Origin of the sequence: Marivivens aquimaris (genome assembly GCF_015220045.1) — a bacterium.
GTDB classification, from domain to species: Bacteria; Pseudomonadota; Alphaproteobacteria; order Rhodobacterales; family Rhodobacteraceae; genus Marivivens; species Marivivens aquimaris.
The window spans coordinates 84,955-108,689 of record NZ_JADBGB010000004.1; the positions used below are offsets into that span (position 1 = coordinate 84,955).

The 23,735-nt window shown below is 63.4% G+C and carries 19 protein-coding genes; 15 read left to right on the top strand and 4 right to left on the bottom strand.

What is annotated here, in order from left to right; translation table 11 throughout:
* Positions 1-16: 16 nt before the first annotated feature.
* Together IF204_RS18415 and IF204_RS18420 are read right to left on the bottom strand one after the other, a co-directional pair.
* Entirely contained in the window at positions 17-718 is a 702-nt protein-coding gene (locus tag IF204_RS18415) for a UTRA domain-containing protein (protein ID WP_072704116.1), read from the bottom strand.
* The gene (locus tag IF204_RS18420) at positions 715-2,085 is read right to left on the bottom strand and encodes a formimidoylglutamate deiminase (RefSeq protein WP_194098559.1); all 1,371 of its coding nucleotides are present in this window, start codon (positions 2,083-2,085) and stop codon (positions 715-717) included. The genes IF204_RS18415 and IF204_RS18420 overlap by 4 nt, the downstream gene beginning before the upstream one ends.
* A 75-nt stretch (positions 2,086-2,160) precedes the next feature.
* On the opposite strand from IF204_RS18420, the gene hutI reads away from it, so the two are divergent.
* From hutI to IF204_RS18450, 6 genes are read left to right on the top strand one after another with little or no spacing between them, the layout of a single operon-like run.
* Positions 2,161-3,354, top strand: a complete 1,194-nt coding sequence (hutI, locus tag IF204_RS18425) for an imidazolonepropionase (RefSeq protein WP_194098560.1) — start codon at positions 2,161-2,163, stop codon at positions 3,352-3,354.
* The gene (gene hutH / locus IF204_RS18430) at positions 3,351-4,892 is read left to right on the top strand and encodes a histidine ammonia-lyase (RefSeq protein WP_194098561.1); all 1,542 of its coding nucleotides are present in this window, start codon (positions 3,351-3,353) and stop codon (positions 4,890-4,892) included. The genes hutI and hutH overlap by 4 nt, the downstream gene beginning before the upstream one ends.
* Complete coding sequence (hutG, locus tag IF204_RS18435) at positions 4,889-5,689, top strand: N-formylglutamate deformylase (RefSeq protein ID WP_093994250.1); 801 nt, start codon at positions 4,889-4,891, stop codon at positions 5,687-5,689. The genes hutH and hutG overlap by 4 nt, the downstream gene beginning before the upstream one ends.
* Entirely contained in the window at positions 5,686-7,356 is a 1,671-nt protein-coding gene (gene hutU, locus IF204_RS18440; RefSeq protein WP_108887217.1) for a urocanate hydratase, read from the top strand. Before hutG ends, hutU begins: the two co-directional genes overlap by 4 nt.
* Positions 7,357-7,359: 3 nt before the next feature.
* A complete protein-coding gene (locus IF204_RS18445; protein WP_072704131.1) occupies positions 7,360-8,400 on the top strand; it encodes an aromatic ring-hydroxylating dioxygenase subunit alpha in 1,041 nt (346 codons plus the stop codon).
* 42 nt (positions 8,401-8,442) lie between these two features.
* Positions 8,443-9,519, top strand: a complete 1,077-nt coding sequence (locus IF204_RS18450; protein WP_228069645.1) for a GlxA family transcriptional regulator — start codon at positions 8,443-8,445, stop codon at positions 9,517-9,519.
* A 39-nt stretch (positions 9,520-9,558) separates the two neighbouring features.
* On the opposite strand, the gene IF204_RS18455 is transcribed toward IF204_RS18450, so the two are convergent.
* On the bottom strand, positions 9,559-10,761 hold the full coding sequence (locus IF204_RS18455; RefSeq protein ID WP_072704134.1) for an aminopeptidase P family protein: 1,203 nt from the start codon (positions 10,759-10,761) through the stop codon (positions 9,559-9,561).
* A gap of 266 nt (positions 10,762-11,027) precedes the next feature.
* Positions 11,028-12,266 (bottom strand): kynureninase, encoded by a 1,239-nt coding sequence (kynU, locus tag IF204_RS18460; protein WP_194098562.1) that lies wholly within the window; start codon positions 12,264-12,266, stop codon positions 11,028-11,030.
* Between the two features lie 16 nt (positions 12,267-12,282).
* On the opposite strand from kynU, the gene IF204_RS18465 reads away from it, so the two are divergent.
* The 9 genes from IF204_RS18465 to IF204_RS18505 all read left to right on the top strand — a co-directional run bounded on the left by IF204_RS18465 (position 12,283) and on the right by IF204_RS18505 (position 23,543).
* A complete protein-coding gene (locus tag IF204_RS18465; RefSeq protein ID WP_194098563.1) occupies positions 12,283-13,641 on the top strand; it encodes an ISKra4 family transposase in 1,359 nt (452 codons plus the stop codon).
* 181 nt (positions 13,642-13,822) lie between these two features.
* Positions 13,823-15,343 carry an aldehyde dehydrogenase (NADP(+)) gene (locus IF204_RS18470; RefSeq protein ID WP_194098564.1) on the top strand — a complete coding sequence of 507 codons (1,521 nt, stop codon included), beginning with the start codon at positions 13,823-13,825 and terminating at the stop codon, positions 15,341-15,343.
* 198 nt (positions 15,344-15,541) lie between these two features.
* The gene (locus IF204_RS18475; protein ID WP_228069647.1) at positions 15,542-16,165 is read left to right on the top strand and encodes a helix-turn-helix domain-containing protein; all 624 of its coding nucleotides are present in this window, start codon (positions 15,542-15,544) and stop codon (positions 16,163-16,165) included.
* Positions 16,166-16,275: 110 nt separating this feature from the next.
* Positions 16,276-17,859 (top strand): ABC transporter substrate-binding protein, encoded by a 1,584-nt coding sequence (locus tag IF204_RS18480; protein WP_194098565.1) that lies wholly within the window; start codon positions 16,276-16,278, stop codon positions 17,857-17,859.
* Between the two features lie 75 nt (positions 17,860-17,934).
* Positions 17,935-18,876: an ABC transporter permease gene (locus tag IF204_RS18485; RefSeq protein ID WP_194098566.1), complete on the top strand. Its 942-nt coding sequence runs from the start codon at positions 17,935-17,937 to the stop codon at positions 18,874-18,876.
* Complete coding sequence (locus IF204_RS18490; RefSeq protein ID WP_194098567.1) at positions 18,873-19,733, top strand: ABC transporter permease; 861 nt, start codon at positions 18,873-18,875, stop codon at positions 19,731-19,733. The genes IF204_RS18485 and IF204_RS18490 overlap by 4 nt, the downstream gene beginning before the upstream one ends.
* Before the next feature lie 18 nt (positions 19,734-19,751).
* Positions 19,752-20,738, top strand: coding sequence for an ABC transporter ATP-binding protein (locus IF204_RS18495; protein ID WP_194098568.1), 987 nt, complete (start codon positions 19,752-19,754; stop codon positions 20,736-20,738).
* Entirely contained in the window at positions 20,735-21,757 is a 1,023-nt protein-coding gene (locus IF204_RS18500) for an ABC transporter ATP-binding protein (protein WP_194098569.1), read from the top strand. Before IF204_RS18495 ends, IF204_RS18500 begins: the two co-directional genes overlap by 4 nt.
* Complete coding sequence (locus IF204_RS18505) at positions 21,744-23,543, top strand: aminopeptidase P family protein (RefSeq protein WP_194098570.1); 1,800 nt, start codon at positions 21,744-21,746, stop codon at positions 23,541-23,543. The genes IF204_RS18500 and IF204_RS18505 overlap by 14 nt, the downstream gene beginning before the upstream one ends.
* The last annotated feature ends 192 nt before the right edge of the window (positions 23,544-23,735 follow it).

Here is a 23,735-nt window from a genome sequence, read left to right on the forward strand (position 1 = left end):
CCGAAACGCGGGCCACCTAGATTTGCGTGCGCAGTTTGTAGCCGGGCGCAAAAAGCAGCCTGACCTTTGTGACGGATACTGCGTTGTCCCAAGTCACCCGGTCAATGGCAAACAAGGCGCTGTGGGGGGCGATCCCAAGCACCTCCGCATCCTGCTGGTCGGCCTGCACGGCGGAAAAGGCGATATCCCCGTGCGTGTAGGGCGCGTGTTGCATCAACCATTCGTTGGCGCTGAGCACATCGAACGGTTCCGCCGCAGCGTCGGGGACCACGCTTGTATTGATCCACCTGTCTTCGACAGCATAGGCCGCGTCATCGGCCAGATGCAGCGCGCGCAGATTCAGCAGCTTGTCTTGCGCTCTGGTTTTCATCGTCCCGCTGACAGGGGCCGGCGGCACGGCAACGCTGCGCGAAATCAATTGATAGCCGTAGGTCGCGCCGTGTTCCTCGACCTCATGCCGGATCACCGCGATATCAAGCGTTGCCTTGGCAACCGGTTGCGCGGCAACCCGAGTACCCGCCTTGCGTTTACGGTCAAGCCAACCGCTTTCAGCCAAGGATCGCAAGGCACGGTTCACCGTGGACCGGGCGCAGCCAAACTCGATCGCCAGATCGGCTTCGTTGGGGATCAGGGCGCCGGGCGGCCATTCGCGGGCATGAATGCGGCGCAGGACTTCGTCCTGCACGCTTTGCCAGTTCCGAAACGTGGGCGAGTTCACAAGGCGTCTCTCAATGCGTCAATCGTGCGTTTATAGGCAGCGACAATACTGGTGCGCTGCACATGCCGGCCGTGCTTTACCATATGGCGGCCAGCGGACCAAACATCCGTCACCAGGCGATCGTCGCCTGCGAAAATCCAGGCGTCCAGCGCGGTGTCGAGCTGCCTGCCCCACATATGTTCAGAGAGTGTATCCAGCGCCAGCATATCGGCCCAGCATCCCGCCTCGATGCGCCCGGTCTTTCGGCCAGAGGCCTGTGCGCCGCCTTGCAGCATCCCGTCGAACATTCGCCGACCGGTCGATTTGTCCGGCGTCGCCAGTGCTGCGCGCGTGCCGTCGCGCAGGCGTTGCGAGTAATCCAGCGTGCGCAATTCCTCGCTTAGCGAAATGCGGATGTTGCTGTCTGACCCGATGGCAAAAGCCCCGCCATTGTCCAGCCAGCGCACCGCGTCAAAGATCCCGTCCCCCAGACTGCTTTCAGTGATCGGACACAGACCGGCGACGGCACCGGAACGGGCCAGCGCGATGGTCTCGTCCGGTGTCATTTGGGTGCAATGGATCAGGCACCAGCGCCCATCCAACTGCATGTTATCGAGCGCCCAGGCCACCGGCCGCGCGCCCCAATGCGCCTCAACCTCAGCAACCTCTGCGCGTTGTTCGGCAAGGTGCATGTGAATGGGTCCATCGGGAAAGGCGGTGTTGTAGCCCTTGAGATCCTCGATCCCGACCGCGCGCAGGGAATGCGGGGCGACACCGATGGCGCTGTCGGCGGATGCTTGTTTGATGAGGGCCGCTGCCGCGTCATGAAGCGTTTGAAACTGTTCGAACGTATTGCCGAACCGGATTTGCCCCGCGCTCAGCCCGCGTTGATCACAGCCGCCGAACTGATAGTGCACAGGCAGCAGGCACAGCCCCATGCCGGTGCGATCCGACGCCGCGACGACACGGGCGGATGTTTCCGCGATATCGTCATAGGCAACGCCACCGGGCTGGTGATGCAGATAGTGGAATTCGACCGACGCGCCGTAGCCCGCTTCAAGCATTTCCATCTGCACAAAGGCGGTGATCGTCTCGATATGCTCGGGCGTCAGACGGTCCAGAAAGCGGAACATGAGCTGCCGCCAGGTCCAGAAGCTGTCGCTTGGATCAGGGCCACGGCGTTCTGTCAGGCCCGCCATGGCGCGTTGAAACGCATGGCTGTGCACGTTGACCGGCGCGGGCAGCAGCAGCGGAACCTGCGTGGCCTGATCCGGCGCAGAGGCCCCGCGTTGCACGCCGCCGATCCGGCCCTGCCCGTCAATCTCGACAAGCACTTTGTTCGCCCAGCCGGTCGGCAACAAGGCCGTTTCAGCCCAGATCATCTGCATGGCACACTCCGCTTGACAGGTTATTATGTACGCACATAAAGACATTAAGCACCGTAATTTGCAAGTGAGTCGGCCATGCTCCTGACGAATGCCACGATCGCGACACTGAAAGACAACCAGACCTACGGTCTGATCGAAGACGGCGCGATTGCCCTTGCGAATACCCGCATTGCCTGGGTCGGTCGGGCGGCAGAGCGTCCCGCAGCCTATGCCGACGCGCAAACGCATGATCTGGGCGGACGGCTTGTCACGCCCGCGCTGATCGACTGTCACACGCATGTTGTCTTTGGTGGCAACCGGGCGGCGGAGTTTGAGCTGCGCCTGAACGGAGCCAGTTATGAAGAGGTGGCCCGCGCAGGCGGCGGGATCGTATCCACCGTGTCGGCAACCCGCGCGGCCTCCGAGGACGCGCTCTTGGCCGATGCGCTGACCCGCGTGGACGCTCTGATCGCGGAAGGCATCACCCTGATCGAGGTGAAGTCCGGCTACGGTCTGAATCAGGACACCGAGTTGAAGATGCTGCGCGTGGCCCGTCAGATCGCGCAGGCGCGGCCTGTCGAAGTGCGCACCAGCTTTCTTGGTGCCCATGCTGTGCCGCCCGAATACAAGGGCAGGCCCGACGCCTATATCGACGAGATCTGCATTCCCACCCTGCGCGCCGCCCATGCCGAAGGGCTGGTCGATGCGGTGGATGGGTTTTGCGAGGGCATCGCCTTTGACACAGGCCAGATCGCCCGCGTCTTTGACGTCGCCGTGGAATTGGGGCTGCCGGTCAAGCTGCATGCCGAGCAGTTGTCAAACATCGGCGGCACGCAGCTTGCCGCAGAATACGGCGCGCTCAGCGCGGATCATGTGGAATATGCCACCGATGCGGATGCGCAAGCCCTGGCGGCGTCTGGCACGGTGGCTGTCGTGCTGCCCGGCGCGTTCTACACCCTGCGCGAAACCCAAAGCCCGCCGATCCAGTCCTTTCGCAATCACGGCGTGCCGATGGCGCTGGCCACCGATTGCAACCCCGGCTCATCCCCGCTGACCTCGCCCCTGCTGGCGATGAACATGGCCTGCACGCTGTTTCGCATGACACCGCTTGAGGCCTTGCTGGGTATGACCGCCCATGCGGCGGCGGCTTTGGGCATGGCCGATCGCGGGCGCATCACCGCAGGGGCGCAGGCCGATCTGTGTGTCTGGGACGTGACCCACCCGGCAGAACTTGCCTACCGCATTGGGTTCAACCCGCTTCACCAACGCATCTTCAGGGGATCGCTATGACAATCACGCTTACGCCGGGTGCCGCAACCCTGGCCCAGTTGCAGGACATCTGGGCCAAAGGCCATGCTGTCGCGCTAGACCCTGCCTGCCATGCCGGCATCGCCGCTGCGCAGAAACTGGTGACAATGGCCGCCAACGGTGACGCGGCGGTTTACGGCGTCAACACTGGGTTTGGCAAACTGGCCAGCGTCAAGATCGCGGCAAAAGACGTGGCCACTCTGCAGCGCAACCTGATCCTGTCCCACTGCTGCGGTGTGGGAGAGCCATTGGACGAACCCACGACGCGACTGATGATGGTGCTCAAGCTGTTGTCGCTGGGGCGCGGTGCCTCTGGCGTTGCCATGACCACAGTCGAGATCCTTCAAGACATGCTTGCGCGCGGCGTCACGCCGGTGATTCCCAGCCAGGGGTCGGTTGGCGCGTCCGGCGATCTGGCCCCGCTCGCCCATATGGCCGCAGCGATGATCGGAGAGGGTGAAGCCACCTATGACGGCACCCGCATGCCGGCCGGTGAGGCGCTGGCCAAGGCGGGGATCACGCCCATTGTCCTGGGTCCCAAAGAGGGGCTGGCCCTGATCAACGGCACGCAATTCTCGACCGCTTGCGCGCTGGTGGGTCTGTGGGGCGCCTGGCGTAATGCCGCGACCAGCGTGCTGACCTGTGCGCTGTCCACCGACGCGATCATGGGCTCCACCGCGCCTTTGCAGGATGCCATCCACACCCTGCGCGGCCATGCCGGCCAGAACGCTGTGGCCCGCGCCCAACGCGCGCTGATGGAGGGCTCGGAAATCCGCGAAAGCCACCAGGACGGCGACACCCGCGTGCAAGACCCTTATTGCATCCGTTGCCAGCCACAGGTGACGGGCGCCGCGATGGACCTGCTGCATTTCGCGGCGCGCACGCTTGAGGTTGAGGCCAACGCTGTCACCGACAATCCGTTGGTTCTGGTCGAGGACGATCTGATCGTCTCGGGTGGGAATTTCCACGCGGAGCCCGTTGGTTTTGCCGCTGATCAGATCGCTGTCGCCATTTCCGAGATTGGCGCGATTGCACAGCGGCGCGTGGCTTTGATGGTGGATCCAACGCTCAGCTTTGATCTGCCGCCCTTCCTGACGCCTGATCCCGGCCTCAACTCCGGCCTGATGATCGCCGAGGTGACGACTGCCGCATTGATGAGCGAAAACAAGCATCTGGCGAACCCCTGCACCACCGACAGTACGCCCACCTCTGCCAACCAGGAAGATCACGTGAGCATGGCAGCCCATGCCGCGCGCCGCCTGTTGCGGATGAACGCGAACCTGAACGTGATCCTCGGGGTGGAGGCGATGTGCGGTGCGCAGGGCATCGAATTCCGCGCGCCCCTGCAAACCAGCGCACCGCTTCAGGTGGCGATGGCAACCTTGCGCGAGGCCGTGCCCAGCCTTGCCGAAGACCGCTACATGGCGCCCTCACTTGAGGCGGCCGCTGCTCTGGTGGAAAACGGTGCGTTGGCCGCGTCTGTGGACCTGCCTGCCTTTGTCAGAGGGTACGCGGCATGAATCCGGTTTCCGTTACCCAGGGCAGCGGCCCTGTCGTTCTGGGCCTGCCGCACACAGGCACCTTCGTTCCTGACGCCATCATGGCGACGTTGAACGAAAATGGCCGCAAGCTGGCGGATACAGATTGGCATATCGACCGGCTCTATGCGGGCTTGCTGCCCGACGCGACGACCGTTACCGCCAATTTCCATCGCTACGTGATCGACGCCAATCGTGATCCGCAGGGGGAAAGCCTTTATCCCGGCCAGAACACGACAAGCCTGGTCCCGCTCACCGATTTTGACGGTGCCGCGATCTGGGCCGAACCGCCCACGGCGACGGATATCGACACCCGCCGCGCGGCTTTTCACGCGCCCTATCACGCGGCGCTGGAAGCCGAGCTGAAGCGCGTGCATGCCTTGCACGGCTGCGCGATCCTGTATGATTGCCACTCGATCCGGTCGCGCATTCCGTTCCTGTTTGAAGGCACCTTGCCGGATTTCAACATCGGCACGAACCAGGGGCGCACCTGTGCGCCAGCCGTTGAGCAATCCGCACGTCAGATCTGCGAAAGGGCCGCAGACTATTCCAGCACGTCCAATGGCCGGTTCAAGGGCGGCTGGACCACGCGGCATTATGGCCAGCCCGCACAGGGCGTCCATGCAATCCAGATGGAACTGGCACAGTCCACCTACCTGCAAGACGAAGCCGCGCCCTGGGCCTATGACGAAACCAAAGCGGCAAAGCTGCGCCCGCATCTGGCCGAAATCCTGACCACTCTGGCCGATCTGGCCCCGACCCTAGGAGGCACATCATGACCAACCCCCGCCACAACCTGCGCGACATATACCCCCCGACCGGCCCCGAGATCACCGCCAAAAGCTGGCTCACCGAGGCACCCATGCGGATGCTGATGAACAACCTGCATCCCGATGTAGCTGAAAACCCGCACGAGCTGGTCGTTTACGGCGGCATCGGCCGTGCCGCGCGCACCTGGGAAGACTTTGACGCCATCGTCGCGGCGCTCAAGGATCTGGACGATACACAAACGCTGCTGGTGCAATCGGGCAAACCCGTAGGCGTGTTCAACACGCACAAGGATGCGCCGCGCGTGTTGATCGCCAACTCCAATCTAGTGCCGCATTGGGCCACCTGGGATCATTTCAACGAGTTGGATAAAAAGGGCCTGGCGATGTACGGCCAGATGACCGCCGGGTCGTGGATCTACATCGGCACGCAGGGCATCGTGCAGGGCACCTATGAAACCTTCATGGAAGCGGGCCGCCAGCATTATGAAGGCAACCTGAAAGGTCGGTGGATCTTAACTGGGGGTCTTGGCGGCATGGGCGGCGCGCAGCCGCTGGCCGCGGTGATGGCGGGTGCATGCTGTCTGGCTGTCGAATGCGACGAGACCCGCGCCGATTTCCGTCTTCGCACGCGCTATGTGGATGAGAAAACGCACGATCTGGACGAAGCGCTTGCGATGATTGAGCGCTGGACTGCGGCGGGTGAAGCCAAGTCCGTGGCTCTGATCGGCAACGCCGCCGATGTTTTCCCCGAACTGGTCAAGCGCGGCGTCAGGCCGGATATGGTCACCGACCAGACCTCGGCCCACGATCCGGTCCACGGCTACCTGCCCCAAGGCTGGAGCGTTGCGGAGTGGCGCGAAAAGCAGGAAAGCGATCCCAAGGCTGTCGAGGCTGCCGCGCGCGCCTCGATGAAGATCCAGGTCGCGGCGATGGTCGATTTCTGGAACGCAGGCGTGCCGACGCTGGACTATGGCAACAACATCCGCCAGGTCGCGCAGGAGGAAGGGCTTGAGAACGCCTTTGCCTTCCCCGGCTTCGTGCCCGCCTATATCCGCCCGCTGTTTTGCCGCGGCGTCGGGCCGTTCCGCTGGTGCGCGCTGTCGGGTGATCCCGAGGACATCTACAAGACCGATGCCAAGGTCAAGGAACTGATCGACGACCCGCATCTGCACAACTGGCTCGATATGGCGCGCGAGCGGATCGCGTTTCAGGGCCTGCCCGCCCGCATCTGCTGGGTCGGTCTGGGCCTGCGCGACAAGCTCGGCCTTGCTTTCAACGAGATGGTGCGCAATGGCGAGTTGTCGGCACCTGTGGTCATTGGCCGCGATCACCTGGACAGTGGGTCGGTGGCTTCGCCCAACCGCGAAACCGAGGCGATGAAAGACGGCTCTGACGCGGTTTCAGACTGGCCACTCCTGAATGCGATGCTGAACGTCGCAGGCGGCGCGACATGGGTGTCGCTGCACCACGGCGGCGGCGTCGGCATGGGGTTCTCGCAACACTCCGGCATGGTGATCTGCTGTGATGGCACCGAAGACGCGGATCGCCGGATCGCCAATGTCCTGTGGAATGATCCGGCCACCGGCGTCATGCGCCACGCCGACGCGGGCTATGACATCGCGCTGGACTGCGCGCGCGAAAAAGGGCTGAACTTGCCCGGCATTCTGGGGAGATAACACATGTTCCTGAAAAACGCCTGGTACGTCGCCGCCTGGGATCATGAGATAACCCGCGACTTGCAACAGATCATGGTGCTTGGCGAGAAAATCTGCGTGTTCCGCAGCGAGGTTGGCGCGCTTGTCGCCCTCGAAGACGCCTGCCCCCACCGCAAGCTGCCCCTGTCCAAAGGGCGCATCAAAGGCGATACTGTCGAATGCGGCTACCACGGCCTGACATTCAACTGCGTCGGCCAATGCGTCTGGGCGCCCGGATCCGGCGGAATCCCGTCCAATGCCAAGGTGCACGCCTATCCGTTGCACGAAAAATACGGGCTGGTCTGGATCTGGATGGGTAACCCCGCGCTGGCCGATCCGGCCGACATCTTCGAGATCGAGAATTACGACAACCCGGCCTGGGGCATCAATCGCGGTGCCGCGATGGAACTGGACTGCAACTATCTGCTGATGTGCGACAACCTGCTGGATCCGACCCACGTGGCATGGGTGCACCAAAGCAGCTTTGCCGCGGACGCCACCAAGGACACGCCGCTGCGGATCACCAAAACCGAAAATGGCGTGATCGTGCACCGCTGGATGATGGATCACGAACCCGCGCCATTTTACAAAAAAGTGGTGGAGTTCGAGGGCAACTGCGACCGCCTTCAGCATTACGAAGTGCGCTATCCGTCCCATGCGCTCATCAAGGCGGTGTTCACCCCCGCCGGCACCGGAGGGCCGGACGGTTCGTTGCACGAAAACACCTTCATCATGGACAGCTACAATTTCATGACCCCCACAGATGAGGGGCGGACGCGCTATTACTGGTTCCAATTGCGCAACATCAGGCCCGATGACGACGAGCTTTCCAGGATGATGTCCGAAGACGTTCAGCACGCTTTCGAAGAGGACAGGGACGTGCTGAACGAAGTGCAAAAGGGCATGAGCAACAAGACCTCGCCACATATTGATCTGCCCATTGACGGCGGGCAATTGCGCTTCCGCCGCCAGTTGCAGGCCATGATCAACGAAGAACGACAAGTCGACCGGCAAATGGCCGAATAGCGGTATGTGCCACTGGGTCCACCCCAAATTCTCGATGTCGGCTTGGACAAGGCCGCTCGGGCCATTAGCATTGCCGTTGTGGTGAACCAAAATGACCCTGATCTTGGCCTCGGACCTGAAGTAGTCCCGGAAGGTGCGTTTTTCTTCCCTGTGGAAGACTTCAAAGTACCTTTGGATCTGGGGTTCTTGCTCTTGCCGCGTTTCACGCTGCTGGCCTTCAGTGCTGCCCTTGATCCACTGCGTATCGCCAATCAGCTTGCGCAAAAGCCACTCTATCGATGGACCGTTTTTTCCGAGAATGGTCAGGCCATCACCTCATCTTCCGGGATGGATGTAAGCGTCCATGGCAGCCTGGATTCCTTGCCAAAAGACCTGCGTTTGCTGGTCTGCTCAGGCAATCAGGGGTTGGACGCGGCGTCAGACGCGACGGTTGCGCGGCTTCGCAAACACGTCCGCTTTGGTGGCAAGGTCGGGGGGATTTGTACGGGCGCCGCCACTCTTGCACGTGCAGGTTTGCTGAACGATCGCATCTTCACCATGCATTGGGAAAACCAGCCCGGGTTTGTGGAAAGGTATCCTGACTTGATCCCTTCGCCGAAGCGGTTCGAGATTGACGGTGATCTCTGGACATGTGGTGGCGGTGCTGCTGCAACCGAGATGATGCTTTCGATCATCCAGCGCGATTATGGTCGGGATTTCGCGATTGTCGTCTCTGACATGTGCCTCAACTACGGTGAATTGGCACCGCACGCAGCACAAAGGTCCTCACTTGCTCGCGCGCTAAGTACCCGCAACGCCAAATTGGTTCAGGTCGTTCAGGCGATGTACAACAATATCGAAGAGCCGGTATCCTTTGATGAGCTGAGTGAGATAACCGGGCTGTCTCGTCGACAGATCGAGCGTCAATTCAAGCAATATTTGGGGGAAAGCCCCATGATTGCGTACCGCAACATCCGGCTGGATCGAGCACGCGCACTTGTCGTTGAAACTGATATGACTGTTGCGGAAATTGCCATTGCGAGCGGGTTCAGTTCTACTGGAGTACTTTCCCGCCACTACAAGGACCGGTTTGGAAACTCTCCTTCTGCGCACCAGAAAAACAAACAGAAAAGTGAATGAAGTGAGCAATAGTTATTGCTCACTTCAGATGTCTGCAAACTAGCCAACCACGTTGAACTCAGGGCCGTACGGATAACCCGTGATGTTTTCGTTGCCATCCTCGGTGATGACAAGGATGTCATGCTCGCGGTAGCCGCCTGCCCCGGGCTGACCTTCGGGAATGGTCAGCATCGGCTCCATCGAGATCACCATGCCCGGCTCAAGCACCGTATCGATGTCCTCGCGTAACTCCAGACCCGCCTCGCGGCCATAGTAGTGCGACAGAACGCCGAAGGAATGGCCGTACCCAAAGCTCCGGTACTGCAGCAGATCATGCTCTGCAAAGAAATCGTTGATCTTGTGCGTAACCTCGGCGCAAGTTGCACCCGGCTTCAGCAGGCTAATGCCTAGCTCATGCGCGGCGACGTTGGCTTCCCAGATTTTCAGACTGGCGGCGTCAACTTCTTCAACAAACAATGTCCGTTCCAGCGCGGTGTAGTAGCCTGAGATCATCGGGAAGGTGTTGAGCGACAGGATATCGCCACGCTCCAGAACGCGGGTTGTCACCGGGTTGTGGGCCCCATCGGTGTTGATGCCGGACTGGAACCAGACCCAGGTATCGCGGATCTCGCTGTCCGGAAAACGCCGGGCGATTTCCAACTCCATGGCATCACGGCCTGCCATCGCCACATCGACCTCGCGGACGCCTGCTTTGATCGCATCCTTGATCGCATAGCCACCCACGTCAGCGGTCGCAGCACCTGCGCGGATCAGTTCAATCTCAGCCGCAGACTTGTGCATACGCAGTTTCATCGTCGTGGGTGCGATATCTTTCTTCGCCGACGGGGACAGGAATTCATCCAGCAAACCCAACTGCGCGAAGGATATGTGATCGCCTTCAAAGCCAATGACCTTGCCCGACCCTGTCACGGACTGGATCGCGCGCCAGTAGTTGTTCCGCTGCCAGTCGGTGTAGGTGATGTTGTCGCCATAACCGCGCCGCCACGGCTGCGCCGCGTCGATGCCAGCGCTGAAGGTCACGGTTTCAGTGGGCGTCACAACCTGTGCGTAGGGACGACCAAAGGAACAATAGAGGAAACCTGAATAATAGGCGACGTTGTGCATCGACGTCAGGACGCAAGCGTCGACGCCCATCTCAGCCATCTGCGCGCGCAGTTTGCCTAGGCGCGCCTCATATTCGGCATCTGAAAACGGCAGGGTCTTCTGACCCTGGTGAAAGCGATAATGTTGTGGACGCTCCATAAATCCAACTCCTATCAAGCGTTTGAGCGATGGAGATGGAAATCTCTCCTCATCGCGCAAACGACAAAGCAAGATCCCGGCGTTCAGGATGGTGAAAGAGGGTGTGCACTTTGTGCTGGCGACGCCATCACCGACCCTTGTCGCGCTGATAAGATACTGACACGCAACCCGGCTAACACCTTCACGCCACTTCATGTCGCTTTTGGCAATTCTTCAGCCAATTTTTTCTGCGTTATCCGAGCCGTTGGCCTCATCGTGATGAGAGTCTACGTGACCAACGCGCGTTTCTGGAATTCCGCGTCCTTGAAGCGTTCTTCCTCAAGGATGCGTTCCAGCTTGTCGACGGCATCGATGATATCGGCCTCATTCACGAACAGCGGTGTGATGCCAAAGCGCATGACGTCAGGGGCCCGAAAATCACCAATCACGTTGTCAGCGATCAACGCTTGCATGGCGGCATAGCCGTGCTCGAATGCGAAGGACACGTGGCTGCCGCGCGCGGCCGGATCGCGCGGGCTGACCAACTTCAGGCCGGGGCATCGGGCTTCAACCTCGCGGATGAACAACTCTGACAGTTCGATGGACTTGGCGTGAACCTCGCCCATGTCGGCCTTGTCCCAGATGTCCAATGCAACCGACAAAAGCGCGAAGGACGCGATCGACGGTGTGCCGATGCGCATCCGCTCGATCTTGCCCGGCATCGGACGGTAGTCGGTGTCGAAGGCAAAAGGTGCCTCGTGGCCGTACCAGCCCGACAGGAACGGCTCTACCGTCTCCAGCAGGCGGGGCGCGACGTATATAAAAGCCGGGGCGCCAGGGCCGCCATTGAGGTATTTGTAGGTGCAGCCGATGGCGAAATCGGTGTCAAATCCGCCCACATCGACCGGCACCGCGCCCGCTGAATGCGCCAGGTCCCACACGACCACTGCCCCAACTGCATGCGCCTTTTCAATAACGGCTTTCATGTCATGGCGGCGGCCCATTCGGTAATCCACTTCGGTCAGCATCACCACGCCGACCTCCTCGGTGATGGCCTCCATAACATCCTCGGGGGCGGGCGTGTGAAGGGTGTAGCCCGCATCCTTTAGTTTCATCAGCCCCTCGACCATATAAAGATCCGTGGGGAAATTGCCGCTGTCCGAAAAAACCACGCGGCGCTCCGGCACCATGGCCATGCCGGCAGCAACGGCCTGAAACACTTTGATCGACAGCGTGTCGCCGACCACCGTGGTGCCCGCTCCCGCCCCAATCAAATGCCCGACGCGGTCACCCAGCGTGTTGGTCTGCGTGAACCAGTTTTTGGTATTCCAGCCCTTGATCAGCTCTGTACGCCATTCGTCGGTGAGAAAGTTGGTCATGGCAGGCACGGAGGCGCGCGGCATCGGGCCAAGTGAGTTGCCGTTCAGATAGATCATGCCTTCTGGCAGATCGAATTGCTGTCTTGTCCATTCAAAATCAGGGGAGTGGGCAAAACTTGGGGGTGTATGTGTATGCTGGTGGTTCATTGAGAGGGGAACTGCCATGGACGTGCGGATTATTATTGAGACAACCTTTGAGAATGGAACCACAAAGAGGCATCATCTCGGCCGTTTGTCCCGCCCGTTTCGAAGCACGCAGCCTGAGGGGTTCGGGTTGTTGCTCGAAGATGCGAAGACCATCCTCGGGCAATTGCAGAAAGCGATCCTGCTCGACCAGATCGAGGAGATTTCCCAAGCCAGCAGGATCTGTCCCGACTGCGACGGGGTCCGGGCCATACATGATTATCGGTCGCGGGTGCTCGACACGCTCTTCGGCATGTTCGAGGTCAAGGTGCCGCGCATTCGCCTCTGTGCCTGCAATGCAAAATCCGATGTTGTGTTGGGCGGACCGCTTTCGCCTCTCGCGCACTTTTTTCCGGATCGATCGACCCCGGAACTGCGACGCCTTCAAGCCGAACTTGGGGCGCGTCATTCCTTCCGGGAAGCGGCGCGTATTCTGGAAACCTTTCTGCCTTGCGCGAAGCAGGTGAATACATCGGTGCGCAATCGACTGGGCAAAGTTGCCCGGGAAAACTGCGACAGCGAGCAGAACGAGCCGCTGGTCCCTTCATCCGCCGAAGCGGCGCCTGCGCTGACGGTTTTCCTGGACGGTGCGCATATCCGATGCAGGCCGGAATACCAGAAGCGACACCTCGATGTTGTGGTCGGCAAGATCGAAAGCCACGATAGGTGCCGTCGCTTCGGCTTGGTGCAACAGGCGGTCCTGTCACCTGCTAGTCAGCTTCGCCAGGACTTGAAGGCTCTCGGTTGGGATCACGAACAAGCCGTCACGGTAATTTCGGACGGAGAACCAGCCCTGCCAAACCTCGTCCGCAATGCCGTCGATGGAAAGGTCCGCCACATCCTCGACTGGTGGCATATCTCGATGCGTATTCAGCACGTCGAGAACGCCGTAAAAGGCCTGCTGCAGAGCAGGGGTTTCTCCGGCATTCCAGTGCTGTTCAAACGTCCCACCGAAAAGCTGCGATGGTACCTTTGGCATGGAAAAGTTCTAACGGCCACGACCAGTCTGCAATGGTTGATGGTCGATTGCGCGCGGCTGGTTACAGATGACCGCGTGGTGACTGAAGCGGCTCAGCGCGTGCAAGCTCGGTGCCGGGACCTCTATTCCTACCTTGCGAACAACATGGACAGCCTGACTGACTATGGTCGGCGGTATCGCACCGGTCTTCCGATTTCTTCGTCCCGGGCTGAGGGCTGCGTGGACGGCATCGGCAACACCCGCATGGGAAAGCGACGCCGCATGAGATGGTCACCCAAGGGAGCCCACCGAGTGGCTGTTGTCCGCGCCGCCGTTCTCGACGGTCGGCTAACCGGAGCCTACCAAAGAGCAGCTGCATGACCCCCAAGTTTTGCCCACTCCCGCCGTTGATTTCATTGGATTTCTCATCTCACAATTAAGGGCTACGCGACACCGGTGGAAGCCGGCCCGGGAAAGTTCATTGCACAAGCCCAATCAACGGATACATTATCCAATAAACGATTCGCCCTCTCCGACGCACTTGCACGAAAGCACAGCCGACATGACCTACTCTCCGCATGGCAAACATTTGATCGCAGGCACGTGGCAGGCTGGCACCGACACGTTCGACTCCTGCCCTGCGCATGGGCCCGGTCACGCCTATTCGGTGGGCCGCGTCAGCGATGTCGTGGCCGCTGCCCGCGCCGCCGAAGAGGCATTCTGGAGCTACGGAGCCACCTCACGCAAGGCACGCGCCGATTTCCTCCACGCCATTGCCGACGAGATCGACGCGCGCGGCGCGGCCATCACCGAGATCGGCACCCAGGAAACCGGCCTGCCCGAAGCGCGCCTTGAGGGCGAGCGCGGGAGAACCACCGGTCAGCTCCGGATGTTCGCCGCGCATATCCTCGAAGGCGCCCACCTCGACCGGCGCCACGACGAGGCCCTGCCCGACCGCAGCCCCCTGCCCCGCCCCAACCTCAAGATGGTCCAACGCCCGATCGGGCCGGTCGCGGTCTTCGGCGCCTCGAACTTTCCGCTGGCCTTCTCCACCGCGGGCGGCGACACCGCGGCAGCGCTGGCCGCGGGCTGTCCGGTGGTGGTCAAGGGCCATTCAGCCCACCCCGGCACCGGCGAGATCGTGGCCGAGGCGGTGCTGGCCGCGATCGCCAAATGCGACCTGCACCCCGGCGTGTTCAGCCTGATCCAGGGCGGCAACCGCGAGGTCGGCGCGGCGCTGGTGCAGCATCCGCTGATCAAGGCGGTGGGCTTTACCGGCTCGCTCGCCGGGGGCCGCGCGCTCTTCGATCTCTGCGCCGCCCGCCCCGAGCCGATCCCCTTCTTCGGCGAGCTCGGCTCGGTCAACCCGATGTTCGTGCTGGAGGGCGCGCTCGCCGCCCGCGCCGAGGAAATCGGCACCGGCTGGGCCGGCTCGCTGAGCATGGGCGCCGGGCAGTTCTGCACCAACCCGGGCATCGCCGTGGTGACCGCGGGCGCGGCGGCTGAGACCTTCGCGGCCGCCGCCCGCGACGCCCTGGCCGAGACCGGCGCGCAATGCATGCTGACCGACGGCATCGCCGCGGCCTATCGCGGCGGGCAGGCGCGCGTCGCCGGGATCGAAGGCGTCGAAGAACTGCTGCGCTCGACCAGCGAGGCCCGCAGCGCCACCCCCTTCCTCTACCGGGTCACCGCGCGCACCTGGCTGGACAATGAGGCGCTGAGCGAGGAGGTCTTCGGACCGCTCGGCCTGATCGTCGTGGCCGAGGATGCCGAGGAGATGCGCGCCGTCGCCCGCGGCCTGCAGGGCCAGCTGACCTGCACGCTGCAGATGGAGACGAGTGACATGGCCGCGGCGCAGGACCTGCTCCCGGTGCTCGAGCGCAAGGCGGGCCGCGTGCTGGCCAATGGCTTCCCCACAGGGGTCGAGGTGGCCGACGCGATGGTGCATGGCGGCCCCTATCCGGCCTCGACCAACTTCGGCGCCACCTCCGTCGGCACGCTGTCGATCCGCCGCTTCCTGCGGCCGGTCTGCTACCAGAACATGCCCGACGCGCTGGTGCCCGAGTTCGGCGCAGAGGCATGAGCCCGCACCGCCCACGCTGATCCGAAGGCGCGGCATTACCGATCCGCAGGGCGTCCTCCCCCCTCCTTGCGGATCCTGGCCGGGCCTTCCCTCCCGGGCCCGGCCAAGTGAACCGAAACAGGCACCTCCTGCAGTATTGCTAAAATTCGTTTTAGCGGTGTAGTTTCATGTCGACCGCCGGTCTCCAGGCCCGGCGAAATGAAGCAGAACCGGAACCGGGGGCAGGACATGGACAGGGCGGCAGACAGCAACAAGACGAAACGCCGGGACGACCCGGTGCAGCTGGGCAAGGCGATCCGGCGGCGGCGCAAGGCGCTCGGCATGACTCTGGTACAGGTGGCCGAGGACACCGCGCTGACCACCGGTTTCATCTCGCAGGTCGAACGCGGGATCAGCTCGCCCTCGCTGGCCTCGCTACTGGCCATCGCCGCCACCCTGCAGAGCAGCGTCGAGGAATTGCTCAGCGTTGACGAGGGCTTCCGGGCCTACATCCCCAAGGATCAGCGCCAGACCTATGCCCTTGGCGTCAACGGCCGCAGCTACGAGAAGCTCGGCCCGGGCTTTTCCGGCGCGCTGTGCTATCCCTCGATCATCCACCGCCCGCCCGGCCATGTCTCGGAGCAGATGTGCCACCCGGGCGAGGTGTTCTGCTACCTGATGTCGGGCACGCTGGAATACCACCTGGGCGACGCGGTCCACCACATGCAGGCGGGCGACACCATCCACCACGACACCGCGACGCCGCATTATTCCATCGTTACCAGCGACGCGGAATCGGTCGAACTCTGGGTCAGCACCATGCCAATGAAGGAGAAATCCTGAGTCTGGCTGCAAGAAATGCAGCTAGGCTAAAATTTATTTTAGCAATACTGCAGAATCTGAGATAGGGTGCCGATACACAGGGACGAGAATCACATTGGAGCACCCCACCCATGACCAAGAAAATGACCGTTGCCGCGGCCTTGCTAGCCTCCGTCGCGGCGCTGCCCGCCCTCGGCCAGGAGCGCGGCGGCGTGCTGAACTTCGCGCGCTATGACGGGTCGAACCTGATCGATCCGATCTATGCCGATCGCAACCCCGACATCTGGATGGTCGGCAGCCTGTTTGACACGCTTCTGCGGTCGGACGAAAACGGCAGCATCGTGCCGGGCCTCGCCGAGAGCTTTGATGTCTCCGAGGACGGCAGCGCGGTCACGCTGACGCTGCGCGAAGGGCTGAAGTTCTCGGACGGCAGCGCGCTGACCGGCGAGGACGTGGTCTTTTCGCTCGACCGCGCCCGCAACCCCGACCTCGGCCCCTGGGCCGGCCTCCTGGGCAATATCGATAGCGTCAGCCATGACGGACGCAAGGTCACTATCGAGTTGAGCACCCCGGACCCGACGATCCTGTCGATGCTCGCCACCTTCACCACCGGCATCGTATCGAAGGCGGCCTTCGAGGCCGCGGAAGGCGAGACCGATCAGGACAAGTCGGCCGCGCTCTTCGCCGCCACCGCCCCCGGGGTCGGCTCCGGCCCCTTCTACCTCTGCGGTTTCGAACAAGGCACCTCGATGGAGTTCTGCGCCAACCAGCATTACTGGCGCGCGGGCGCCGACGGCGAACCCCTGCCCTATCTGGACGGCGTGCATTTCGAGATCATCCCCGACGACGCCACCCGCGTGCTGAAGCTGCAGGCCGGCGAAGTCGACGCGGCGGAATTCATCCCCTTCTCGCGCGTGGCCGAACTGGAAGCCGATCCGTCGATCGAGATGAACCTCTTCCCCTCGACCCGGATCATCTATGCGCCGATCAACACCCGCGAGACCCGCGCCGACGGCAGCCCCAATCCGCTGGCCGATCCGAAGGTCCGGCAGGCGTTAAATTATGCCACCAACAAGCAGGCGCTGATCGGGCTGGTGCTGCAGGGCGCGGGCAAGCCGATGACCTCGCCGCTGATGGCCGCGGCGACGCAGCTGGCGACGGAGACCGACCCGCTCTACGGCTATGACATGGAAAGGGCCAAGGCGCTGATCGACGAGGCCGGGCTGGCGCCGGGCACCGAGATCACGCTGACCACGCTGGCGGGCTCTGCCGATGACGGCACCATCTTCGCGGCGCTGCAACAGATGTGGGCGCCCTTGGGCATCAAGCTGGTGGTTGAGCAGGTCGATAATGCCACCCGAGGGGCCAAGAACCGCTCGGGCGAGTTCGACATCCACACCTACGGCTGGGTCAACGACGTGAACGACCCGAGCCAGGTCACCGGCTGGCTGGGCTACACCCCCACTGCCAACGCGGTCGGCACCGGCTGGGAAAATTCGGAGTTCAACACGCTCTTCGAGGAATCCGCAAAGGAGATGGACCCCGCGGCGCGCGCGCAGCAATACGCCGAGATGCAGGAGATCTACGCCGAGGCGGCGCCGCTTCTCTTCTTGTACGAGACCCCCTTCGCGGTGGCGGTCTCGGACGCGGTCGAGGGCTATGTCCAGACGCCGCTCGGCAACAACCAGTTCGAAGAGGCCACCGTCTCGCGCTGAGCCCACCCTCACGAAATCGCACCAACGCCGTCCGCCCCCCCCAAGGGCAGGCGGCGCCCCTGAACGGAGGCCGCCATGGCCGCGATCCAGTATATCCTCAAGCGCCTGTTGCTGATGATTCCGACCTTCTTTCTGGTCATGATCATCATCTTCCTGCTGGTCCGTCTGCTTCCCGGTGACCCGGCGATTGCCATCGCGGGGGACCGGGCCTCCGACGCCGACCTGGCCGCGATCCGCGAAAGGCTGGGGCTGAACCAGCCGCTCTGGATGCAGTTCTGGCACTTCGTCACCAACACGCTCCAGGGCGACCTCGGCCGGTCGATCCTGATGCGCGCGCCGGTGATCGAGGTGATCGCGAACCGGCTGCCGACGACGCTCTTCCTGACGATCTACGCGGTGCTGCTCTCGGTGCTGATCGCGGGGCCCCTGGCCTTCGTCGCCGCGCTCAACCGCGGCCGCTGGCCCGATGCGGTGATCCGCACCGTGTTCCAGATAGGCCTGTCGATGCCGGTCTTCTACATCGGGCTGATCCTGTTGACCTTCCTCGCCGCGCAGCTGCGCTGGTTCCCGGTGGGCGGCTACGGCGAGACCTTCGGTGCGCGGCTCTATCACCTGTTCCTGCCGGCGGTGGCGGTGGCGCTCTATACCTCGGCGATCATCATGCGGAACCTGCGCTCGGCCATCATCGAGGTGGTGGATGCTGAATACGTGCAATTCGCTCGCGCCAAGGGGCTGCCCGCGCACCAAATCCTCGGCCGCCACGTATTACGCAACGCACTGATCTCCACCGTGACGCTGCTGGGCCTGTCGATCGGCAACCTGATGAGCGGCACGCTGGTGACCGAGACGGTCTTTGCGGTGCCGGGCGTCGGGCGGCTGATGCTCGAGGCGATCTTTGCCCGTGACTATCCCCTGATCCAGGGGCTGACCCTGACCTTCGCGCTGCTGGTCTCGGTGGTCTTCCTGCTGACCGACCTGATCCAGAGCCTGCTTGACCCGAGGATGCGTCTGACATGAGCGATATCTCCGCACCGCAAGCCACCACCGCGCCGCCGGGCCTGATGCGACGGATCGCGGCCAAACCCGGATTGATGCTCGGGCTTGTCATCATCGGGTTCTCCACCCTGCTGGCCATCGCGCCCGCGGCCTTCGCGCCCTATGATCCGAACTTCATCGACTACACCGCAGTGCGCCAGCCGCCGAGTTGGGCGCATCCCTTCGGCACCGACATGCTGGGCCGCGACAGTCTGAGCCGGGTGATCGCCGCCTATTCCGTCAACATGCAGATGGCGGTTCTTGCGACGGTCTTTGCCATGCTGATCGGCGTCACAGTGGGCGCGCTGGTGGGCTATTACCGCGGCATCGCCGACGTGATCTTCGGGCGTTTCGTCGATGCGATCATCACCTTTCCCTTTCTGGTACTGGTGATCGCCGTGGTGGCGGTGCTGGGGCCGGGGCTGGTGAACATGTATATCGCCATCACGCTGGTGAACTGGGTCTATTACGCGCGGCTGATGCGGGCCGAGGTGATCGCGCAGATGGGCAACGATTATGCCGCCGCCGGCATCGTCATGGGCTACAGCGACCGCCGCATCATCTTCCGGCACCTGCTGCCCAATGCGATCACGCCGGTGATCGTCTACTGGATGACCGACATGGCGCTGGCGATCCTTCTGGGCTCGTCGCTGGGCTATCTCGGGCTTGGCGCGCAGCCGCCGCAGGCGGAATGGGGCGTGCTGATCGCCGAGGGCCGCAATTTCATCACCACCGCCTGGTGGCTGAGCCTGATGCCCGGCATCGCCATCGTCATCACCGGGATCGGGTTTTCCCTGATCGGCGACGGGCTGGCCGACCTGCTCCGCCCGCGCGGCTGAATGCGAAAGGATGATCCCATGAACACGCAGCCGATCCTCGAAGTGGACAATCTCTGCACATCCTTCGGCCGCAATACCCGCATCCCTGCGGTGCGCGACGTGAGCTTCTCGGTGCGGCAGGTCGAGGTGCTGGGCCTTGTCGGCGAAAGCGGCTCGGGCAAGAGCGTCACGCTGCGCTCGATCCTCGGGCTCAGCCGCCGCTACGGAGAGGTCACGGGCCAGATCCGCTGGAAAGGCCGCGACATCTCGCGCCTGTCGGAACGCGCGCTGCGACCCATTCGCGGCGGCCAGATCGCGATGATCTTCCAGGAGCCGATGACCTCGCTCAATCCGCTGCTGACCGTGGGCCTGCAACTGTCGGAAACGCTCCGGGCCCACACCGACCTGTCTCGCGCCGGGCGAAGGGCACGGGCCATCGAGATGCTGGAGCACGTGGGTATCCCGTCGGCCGCCTCGCGACTGGACGATTACCCGCACCAGTTCTCCGGCGGGATGCGCCAGCGGGTGATGATTGCCATCGCGCTGGCGGCCGAGCCGGAACTGCTGCTGGCCGATGAGCCCACCACCGCGCTCGACGTGACCATCCAGGCGCAGATCCTCGACCTGATCCTGAAGCTCTCGGACGAGATGAACATGGGCGTGATCCTCGTGACCCATGACTTGGGCGTCGTGGCCCAGACCTGCGAGAGCGTGGCGGTGATGTATGCCGGGCGCATCGTCGAACAGGGTCCGGTCCGGCAGGTGCTGCGTGCGCCGCGCCATCCCTATACCACCGGCCTGATGCGCTCGGTGCCGCAGGACGTCGCGCCCCGCACGCCGCTCTATTCGGTGCCCGGCACGCCGCCCAGCCTGCTGGCCCTGCCGCCTGGCTGCGCCTACGCGCCACGCTGCGCCTCTCGTACCGAGCACTGCCTGACCGCGCGCCCGCCGCTGGAGCAGATCGCGCCGGGCCGCCGCGCCGCCTGCTTCAACCCGGAACCCGCCATCCGGAGGGACATCGCATGAACGCCCCCCACCGCGGCGCCACCGACGCGCCGGTAATGGAGATCACCGATCTCGGCCTGACCTTCCACCTGCCCCGCACGCTAGGCGATGTGCTGGCCCGCCGCGCGGGCCGCGCGGTGCGCGCGCTCAACGGCATCAGCCTCGAGCTGCGCGAGGGCGAGACGCTGGGCGTCGTCGGCGAATCCGGCTGCGGCAAGTCCACCCTGGCCCGCTGCATGGTGCGGCTTTACGAGCCTCAGAAGGGCGCGATCCGCTACCGCGGACGGGACATCTTCACCGATCTGGGGCGCGGCGACCGTGCCTTCAATCGCCTCGTGCAGATGATGTTCCAAGATCCCTATTCCTCGCTCAACCCGCGCATGACCTGCGGCCAGATCCTGTCGGAGGCGCTCAGTGTCCACAGGATGCGCCCGGCAGACGAGATCCCAGCCCGGGTGGCCGAACTGCTGGACCTGGTGCGCCTGCCCCAGGATGCGGCGCACAAGCTGCCGCACGAATTCTCCGGCGGCCAGCGGCAGCGAATCGCCATTGCCCGCGCGCTCGCGGTGGAGCCGGATGTGCTGATCGCCGACGAGCTGGTCTCGGCGCTCGACGTCTCGGTGCAGGCGCAGGTGGTGAACCTGCTGCTGGAACTGCAGGAGAGGCTGGGACTGACGATCCTCTTCGTCGCCCATGACCTGCGGCTGGTGCGGCACGTCTCGCATCGCGTCGCGGTGATTTACCTCGGCCGCATCGTCGAGATCGGCGACAGCGAGACGCTCTTTGCCAACCCCGCGCATCCGTATTCGCAGGCGCTGCTCAGCGCCGCGCCCTCGCTCGACCCGGACGACAAGGGACAGGCCATGCACCTCGAGGGCGAGCTGCCCTCGCCGCTGAACGTCCCGCCGGGCTGCCCGTTCCACGTCCGCTGCCCCCATGCCACGAACATCTGCAAACGCGACGTTCCCGCCCTGCGCCAGGTCGGCCGGGCCGGTGAGGTCGCCTGTCACCTAGCCGAAGAGATCAATGACCATGTCTGACCCTCACGCCCGCCTTTCGATCATCACCGCCCTGCGCCAGCGTCTGTCGGAGCTTGACCTCGACGCCTTCATCCTGCCGCGCTTCGATGCCCACCAAGGGGAATACGTCACCCCGCGTGACGAGCGGCTGGCCTACGTGACCGGCTTCACCGGCTCGGCCGGCATGGCGATCGTGGCCGAGGAGGAGGTGGCGATGTTCGTGGACGGCCGCTACAGCGTGCAGTTGCGCGGCGAATGTGCCGGCGGCGATTTCACCTATCACCACCTGATCGACACGCCCGCCGAGAATTGGCTGGCGCAGCACGCGCAGAGCGGCTGGCGCGTGGGCTATGACGCGATGCATCTGCCGCCCGCTTGGTACGACCGGTTTGCCACTGCCTGTGCCGCGCAGGGGGCCGAGATGGTCGCCGTCGCCTCCAACCCGGTGGACGATATCTGGCAAGACCAGCCCGAGCCGCCACTGGGTCAGGTCACGCCCTTCCCCACGCAGTTTGCCGGGCGGAGCTCTGCCGACAAATGCGCCGTGCTGGCCGAGCAGCTTGCGTCGCGCGGGCTCGACCTGATGGTCGAGACCCAGCTCGACAATATCGCCTGGCTCTTGAACGTGCGCGGCGACGACATCGCCTTCAATCCGATGCCGCAATCCTTCCTCATGGCCTCCCGGTCGGGTGCCGTCGGCTGGTTCGTCGACCCGCGCAAGCTGACCGAGGAACTGCGCGCGGGCCTGCCGGAGTGCGTCACCTGGCACCCTATGGAGACGCTGCTGCCGGTACTCGATACCCAGGTCGCGCCCGGCACGCGGGTCGGCTTCGATCCCGACTTCTCTGCCGTGGCGATCCGCCAGGCGGTGGAGGCCCGGGGCGGCATCGCCGAGCCGGTGGCCAGCCCGCTAACGCTGGCCAAGGCGGTCAAGAACCCGGTCGAGCTTGCCGGGCTGCGCGATTGCCACGTGCAGGACGGCGTCGCCTGGACCGAGTTCACCGCCTGGCTGCTGGCCACCGTCCCTGCACGGGCGGCAGAGGGCAACCCGGTGACGGAACAGGAGGCGCAGGAGCACATCCTCGCCCTGCGCACGGCACGGTCCGGGTTCTTGGGGCCGAGCTTCCAGTCGATCTCGGCCGCGGGCGGCAATGCCGCCATGTGTCACTATGCGGCGGTGGGCAACCGCAACGCCCCGATCCTGCCGGAGAACCCCTACCTTCTGGACAGCGGCGGCCAGTACGAAACCGGCACCACCGACACCACCCGCAGCTACGCCTTCGGCCCCCTGCCTGAGGGCTACGCCCGCGCCTATACTGCGGTGTTCAAGGCCTTCCACGCGCTTTCGACCCTGCGCTTTCCCAAGGGCACGCAAGGCCACCATGTCGACGCGATCTGCCGCCGGCCGCTCTGGGACCTCGGGCTCGACTACGATCACGGCACCGGGCATGGCATCGGGCATCGGCTTTCGGTGCATGAACATCCGCAGCGCCTCGGCAAGCCTTACAACCCGGTGGACCTGGTGCCCGGCATGGTGCTCTCGATCGAGCCCGGTCATTACGTCTCCGGACTGTACGGCATCCGCATCGAGAACGTCTTCGAGATCGTCGACCTCGACGACGGTTTCATGGGCTTCCGCAACCTGACCTACGCGCCGATCCAGATCGACATGCTGCTGCTGGACGCGTTGACCGAACCCGAGCGCGCCTGGCTGGACGGCTACCACGAGGCGTTGCGCAACACGTTGGACCCCTGGCTCAGCGCGGATGCAAAGGCCTGGCTGGAGACGCTGCCGAAGTGCGCGTAAGGCGCCGGTTCCGCCCGGACATTCCCGCATGATTCCACGACAGGCTCTGCCCGCGGGCGGAGCCTGAAGTGCTTTGAGCAAGTTCTGTTCTGCCGAAGCCTGCCGGAAAAACCGGCTCCACCAGACCCTTACGCGGATCCACGCACGCTGAATCTTTTCTGTTGGATTTTGGATATTGTTGACGATATACAA